Origin of the sequence: Chamaesiphon sp. (genome assembly GCF_041737865.1) — a bacterium.
In the GTDB taxonomy this organism is placed as follows: Bacteria; Cyanobacteriota; Cyanobacteriia; order Cyanobacteriales; family Chamaesiphonaceae; genus Chamaesiphon.
This window is the reverse complement of sequence record NZ_JBGSQZ010000201.1, coordinates 1-5,975: the sequence shown is the minus strand read 5'-3', so window position 1 is coordinate 5,975 and position 5,975 is coordinate 1. Positions and strand designations below refer to the sequence as shown.

8 protein-coding genes are annotated in these 5,975 nt (G+C 42.6%); all 8 read right to left on the bottom strand.

Translation table 11 applies throughout. The features are described from left to right. Positions 1-111: 111 nt before the first annotated feature. Complete coding sequence (locus ACEW9J_RS15175) at positions 112-669, bottom strand: siphovirus Gp157 family protein (protein ID WP_373545952.1); 558 nt, start codon at positions 667-669, stop codon at positions 112-114. 337 nt (positions 670-1,006) lie between these two features. Further along, entirely contained in the window at positions 1,007-1,423 is a 417-nt protein-coding gene (locus tag ACEW9J_RS15170; protein ID WP_373545951.1) for a hypothetical protein, read from the bottom strand. Positions 1,424-1,490: 67 nt separating this feature from the next. Continuing rightward, positions 1,491-2,096 (bottom strand): VWA domain-containing protein, encoded by a 606-nt coding sequence (locus ACEW9J_RS15165; protein ID WP_373545950.1) that lies wholly within the window; start codon positions 2,094-2,096, stop codon positions 1,491-1,493. Position 2,097: 1 nt separating this feature from the next. Beyond that, on the bottom strand, positions 2,098-2,640 hold the full coding sequence (locus ACEW9J_RS15160; RefSeq protein WP_373545949.1) for a hypothetical protein: 543 nt from the start codon (positions 2,638-2,640) through the stop codon (positions 2,098-2,100). Beyond that, positions 2,591-3,514 carry a hypothetical protein gene (locus ACEW9J_RS15155; RefSeq protein WP_373545948.1) on the bottom strand — a complete coding sequence of 308 codons (924 nt, stop codon included), beginning with the start codon at positions 3,512-3,514 and terminating at the stop codon, positions 2,591-2,593. Before ACEW9J_RS15155 ends, ACEW9J_RS15160 begins: the two co-directional genes overlap by 50 nt. A 66-nt stretch (positions 3,515-3,580) precedes the next feature. Beyond that, positions 3,581-4,624, bottom strand: a complete 1,044-nt coding sequence (locus ACEW9J_RS15150; protein ID WP_373545947.1) for a DUF5895 domain-containing protein — start codon at positions 4,622-4,624, stop codon at positions 3,581-3,583. Positions 4,625-4,993: 369 nt separating this feature from the next. Beyond that, the gene (locus ACEW9J_RS15145; RefSeq protein WP_373545946.1) at positions 4,994-5,515 is read right to left on the bottom strand and encodes a hypothetical protein; all 522 of its coding nucleotides are present in this window, start codon (positions 5,513-5,515) and stop codon (positions 4,994-4,996) included. A 206-nt stretch (positions 5,516-5,721) separates the two neighbouring features. After that, the coding region (locus ACEW9J_RS15140) for a hypothetical protein (RefSeq protein WP_373545945.1) at positions 5,722-5,975 on the bottom strand (254 nt) is incomplete at its 5' end.

The following is a 5,975-nucleotide window of genomic DNA, read 5'->3' as shown; positions in this document are numbered from 1 at the left end:
GAATATAAAAAAGCACCAGTCTTCAAAAGTGACTGGTGCTAAATGAGATTAGAAATTTTGGTAGGGAAGTTACGGACTAGTTGGAAAATTCCAAAACATTTTTGCGATATTCTAGCCAATTCTTAGATGTGTTCCCCGCTCTTGTAGTTTTGCCAAGATTCGTCCATCTTCGCCAATTAACTCATCTATTCCAGCTTCAGCTAACTTTGCTCGAACTGATTCGGTAGATACAGAGAATGTGATGCGCTCATTGACAACATCGCAGGGAAAATCTTGTGGTTTGATATCAGGATTTAGCCACACAGGCGGTTTTCCTCCATTTTTGACTAATCTTAAACTAGCTTCTTTACCCGCGATTGCAGTCGATCCCTGTCGCTCCAATGCGAGTTTGACATAAGCTTTCAACCGCTCGATCGCATTCTGCCGCGACTTCGCCAGCTTGTCGAAATGCTCCCGCCGTTCGACGAGAAAGTTAATCTCTGCTTGTTTGGCAGCGAAAACGCCCGCGATCGCATCAACTTTACTGGCGATCTCCAACTCTAATTCTGCCAACTGAGCATTGAGTACTGCTTCCTGCTGGGGATCGTCGGGATCGGGATTTTCCAGTGCGTCGAGGATCGCTTCGAGCATCGCATCTTTAATGCCACCTAGATCGATTAATGAAGCCATGATATTCAAGCCCAGGCAATATACCTGGGCACTAAAGTTTAACTACTGAGCGGATTGATAGTAATCACACCGATCTTGCCAGAGAGCTTCTTGGTGGTCTAACTGAGCTTGTTCGTTGGATTCCGACAAGGTTACTGGAGTGAGTAACTCGGTCTTAAACGTTGGCTTTATGACTGTTATACTAGACGTGGCGATAATTTTGTGAATTATTGAACGATCGATGAGCTTTTATGGCAATAAAACCCCATCACAATGAAAGGCAAAGCCAGAGACAATCTAGCTTTGCCTTTTTTGGATCTGAGTATTTACAGATCTCATCGCTACCAAGCGCAGCATATCAAGCAACCTCTAGCAAGATTTCGAGTCTTAATTGGTGACGATCGGCAGAGTACTTGATAAACCACTCGCCAACCGAATAGAGACAAGTATGGATCTTCAATAATCTATTTACCTCGACAGTTTCACTAATTTGCACCTCCGACATAAATTCATTAAAGGCTGATTTTGCTGCCATATATGCCGTCTTAGCATCGAAAGTTACCTTAGACATTTTTGACTCAATATCCCGTTTAACTCCAACTTTCGATCTATTCCACCAAATTGAATTCCAAAGCTTGTATCTTTGCTCTAGTAGATCCGACCCGATGATTAATTCTCGATAGGCGATCGTGAGTAGTCGATTAGCTTGATTTTCCTTGAGTAATTTAATCTCTTTTGCCGCCACAAACATCCCCACTCCACAATCATAGCTCATACAAAAATACCCCCAAACATTTCTGTTCGGGAGTGGATTCAATCATAAATTATCTGGTTCCGATCGTCTAATATGAAGGTGGTAATAAAGCCTGAGAAATCGTGCCGCTAATCGCCTGAAAACCTTTATCTAGACTCTGAACATACGGCTTACCAAAACCGAGTTTTGCTAACTTTGACATGAACGCGATCGCCTCTCTATTACTATCATCACCAACATATAAAGTTGAGATCGTTCCCGACAACTTCTCAGCGGATTTAATCGCAGCATACTCATCCTCTGGCTCTCCATCCGAGATTACCAAAGTCTGGGATGGGTACAACGATGCGGCATAATCGATCGCTCGATGGAGTGCCGTCCCCCCGCACGGTTCGCAGATGTCTCGCACATCTTGGATGGGAACTACCTTAAAATTGAAGCAAACCAACTGATAATCTTGCCAGCCGATACTAGAGATCGCTTCTTTGAGAATATCGATCCGTCGCTTGCGTCCTGTGCCCTGACAGATTTCATCCATCGAGCCAGATGTATCGATTAGCATCACGCGGGAGTTCGGATTTCCCGTTCCAATTCTGGCTTGATACTTAGCTGCAACTCCAGTATCTGGCAATTGAGCGGCTTGAGTGATAATCGCTCCGAGTACATTGCTGAGGGTATTAGTTTGGTTAGTCATGTTAAATAGATACATTGGCTTTATTGATGGCTTGACGATAGAAGGCTAATGATTGAGGATCTGGGGTAGCTTTCTTATAGTCATTGGAATAACACTTGAAGCCTGGGAGATGTCGATTGCAGATTGCTTGGCAGAAGGGAATTAACGCAGTTGCGGTCGATCCGTCTGCGCTATCCATTGTTCTAGGACTACTCCAGGTATTCCCCGTATGAAAGTAGGTGAATTTCCAGGGGTCGTCGATGAAACTTTGCTGGATGTAAACCCGCATTTCTCCACGCTTTTCCCAGACGTTAATAGCGAACTGGTCGTGACGATAAGAGGCAAAGAAGTCGGACTCGATCAATGCGTAAACTAGGGCGGCTTTTTCCCCTGCTAAATTATTCGAGCCGCCTGTCGTTGCTGTCGTTTGTCCTACTGCTGCGGCTTTAGCCGCTTTCGTCCGCAACTCTTGAGCGGCATCACTCACCGATTGATTAGCAGCATAAATAATCGCCTCACCTCGCCGCTTGGTTTCTGCCATTGCTGCCTGGATTAATTGCAGCAACTGGTCGTCGCTTAAATTTGACAAGTCCATAACTCTCTTTTTCCCGAATAATCTTCATAAAATATTCAATATCTAACTCAGGTATCTGCTCGATATCATCACCCATTTTTAGATCTGATTTAATCTTCAAGGGATCGAGGGCAATCGCTGGAATACCAGACTTATATGCCACCTCCAAAATATTTCTAGCTCGATATAATCCAGCAAGATTATAATCTGGCAGAACTACTAAGAATACTCGTTCTAATCGCGTTCTAATCGCCTCTAACTTAGCGGCAATCGTTTGAGTGCTGTAATCCCCAGCTTCTAAGCAAACTGCTGGTAAACACCGAGAACTAGCAATCTCCACACATTTTTGTCCTTCAATAATTAGGACGATATTTAATAGATCTGGATAGCCAGCTAGCCGCACCAACCCAAATGGTATCCAAGGTGTATTTCCTGCTTTATAAATCCAAGTTTTGCCATTAAAATGTTGCGGACGGATGACTTTATGGGTACGATAATCCCAGCGCACAACCTGTTGACAATCGCTATATCGGTAGATAGTTTGATTGCCAATTACTTCACTTAATTGGAGCGAAGTAGTTATTGGTAAATGCAGTTGAGTGAAGGGGATTAGCGGTATTGGTGGCAACATGATATCTGGTGGTGGAGACTGAACTGGGTCGCGATGGTATGTTTTGCCGAAATTAGGGATTACCGCCGCTAGAATCTCTAACCGATGGATTCGCTCCGGATCGTTCCAACAATTCCAGGCACCAGTTGGCGCAAAGGTTAGTGTATGGGTATCACACACTGGGCACCAAAATCTATTAACTTGATTCTGATACCGCTTGAGCTTTGACTTATATTCTGCAAAGATAATTGTCATATTTTTCATAAAAAGAGGCACTTCTAATTATCTAGAAGTGCCTCTTTTGAGATTAGTTATTGTCGATTAAAACGGAATTCGATCGGCATCCTCTTCATCGATAAAATCGGATTCCTCCAGCTCGTCATCGACTAATTCAGTCTCTACTAACACTGTCGCGGGAGCTGAAGCCGTTCGAGCAGTCGTTCGGGTTGTCCGAGCAGGGGTGCTAACGGGTACGGGAACTGTCGGAACTGTTACAACGGGGGTAGGATCGACATCTTCCACCGCCGAGATTTGGCGGGGTTCGGCTGGGGTAACTTCCAGTTCGGCAGGGGGCATCAGAGCAATTACACTGCCGGAAGAGGGTGACGATAATAGCGCACGAGGCTGGGGATTGAGAATTTGCAAGATCGTCTCTGCAAGCAATGTCTCACTTTCACCCAAGAAGAATGACTGCCAGTTAGCGGCAGTTGGCTGGACAAAACCGTCAATATAGCAAGCTGCTGACTTGAGTTTGCCATTTCCGACCAATTCCCGTTTAATAATCGGCTCAAACACGCAGAGCGTATTGTACTGTTCGCCGCGAGGGAAAAAGCCAACTTTTTCAGATTGAGCATGGAGCATGGCAATCTTGATGCAATTTTGCTCCCAATTTTTGCTCAAAGTCGCTTGGTGCGATCCTTTAGCGATAATTTTGAGTGGAATCTGATGCAGAGGGAAGTTGTTCGCGCCCAGGAACATCACTAGATAGATTTGGAAGTTGCCATTGTTGGGATCTTTGCTCTGTTCGCGATTCCACTCACCAATCACCACCAGCCGATCCTCATTTTGGCTGGCAAGCCTGTCAAACATCCCCAGTTTGCTGACAGCACACAGCACCATTCGCGGTTGGGTCAGCAAAATCCCTTCGGCTTTCTCGCCGTTATTGTAGGTATAGATAATCGTTTCTGTGGCTTCTAGGTTGCTCCAGCCAGCTTTTTGAGCCTGGGGCAGGGGAATAAAGTAGCCACAGTGAGTCATGTCTTCTTCCCCCCGCACCACCTGGGCGTGAGGAAAACTGAAATCGGTTGCCGCATATTGAGGGCTTAGATATTTACCAGATTTACTAGAAGCTTGAGTTGCAGTCATCGTTTTTGTGGATTGGTTAAAACTGCTGAGGGGAAAATCTGACCCCGCACAGGTTGCACGTCCATCAAGCGAAGCAATTGAGGGTTTATGGCAAGAAAAAAGCACCGATAACGGTGCGGGGAGATCGGAAGTAAGGAATTCCTCAGATCGCGCGGGTAGCTTCGCCTGTGGGGAATCGAGGTGTTTCGCTCGATCGACCTCTTCCGATCGCCAGAACCATGACTCAGCGCGGCTGCTTCGGCAACAATGTTAAAATCGTCAATGGTAGCGGACGATGAGCGAGATTATTCATCTCGATCGGCGGTCGTCGCTTTTTATCAATTGTCGATCATATTATTTTTTGGCTAATTGAATTAGTGAAATATAAGTTCAAAAATCATTATCTAAGTATGATTTAATATTATTAGATAAATTTTCTTTGTAAAATAATTCTTTTTCTTTAAACTCATCAATAGGTTCAGAATTCTGCCATAAGGTTTGAACATACGATCTGAGGTATCGAAAAAAGTAAGAACTTTGATCTACTCTCACTTCAAATTTATTCATGGCTGGGTTGGTATCACTAGGAATAGGCGAGCAAATATATGGCTCATAAAATGCTTCTTGATTAGTAAGTAGCACAGTTGAATTTAATGTTTCTTTCGTGAATCTTATTTGAATCAGATCGCCATATTTATTTTTAAGATTTTTGTATCCTTTCAAACTATTATTCAAACTGTTTGAATATCCATAAGAACTCTCAATTATTTTCAAGGGGTCGCTCTCTAATATCTTTTCTGAGGAGTACTTGAAACCAGAGGCCACTATTTCATAAAAATTAGCATTTGGATCGGTATCTATTAACTCTTTCAAAATAACTTTATAATGAGCAAAACTCCAAGGATTAGTCAAAACTACAAAAAACGAAGATTCCCTATTCTCAAATTTATTTATTAAGTCTTTTTTAAATCTAGGGTTGCCTAATGCTAAGTAAGAATGTCCTGTATGAGCTGTTAAATAAATCTCACTGGCATTAGATATTGCTCTCTTTTTAAATTCATTTCTTTCCTCATTAAAATTAGCAGTAAAAATATTAAAAAAGCCTTCTTCGAGATTACTTATTTGAGAAGAAGGTTTTTTTTTACTCTTTCTGCTATGAAGCGTGTCAAATCTATTCTTAACTTCTTTTCAAAATCCAACTCTGTTTCATATCTATAGTATAGTCCTGGATTTTTTCCATCAGGTTTAAATTGATTGAAAAATTCTCTTACTTTTTGATACTGATCGCTGTCTATTGTAGCTGGATTTATTAATTTATTAGATTGATAAAATAATATGCTTGGGCGATTATTACTTTTCCAAAAATCATATG

Bases quoted from the DNA above. Each gene is read 5' to 3' on its own strand.
- ACEW9J_RS15170 (WP_373545951.1), bottom strand. From the start codon at position 1,423: ATGAGCTATGATTGTGGAGTGGGGATGTTTGTGGCGGCAAAAGAGATT.
- ACEW9J_RS15175 (WP_373545952.1), bottom strand. From the start codon at position 669: ATGGCTTCATTAATCGATCTAGGTGGCATTAAAGATGCGATGCTCGAA.
- ACEW9J_RS15155 (WP_373545948.1), bottom strand. From the start codon at position 3,514: ATGACAATTATCTTTGCAGAATATAAGTCAAAGCTCAAGCGGTATCAG.
- ACEW9J_RS15165 (WP_373545950.1), bottom strand. From the start codon at position 2,096: ATGACTAACCAAACTAATACCCTCAGCAATGTACTCGGAGCGATTATC.
- ACEW9J_RS15150 (WP_373545947.1), bottom strand. From the start codon at position 4,624: ATGACTGCAACTCAAGCTTCTAGTAAATCTGGTAAATATCTAAGCCCT.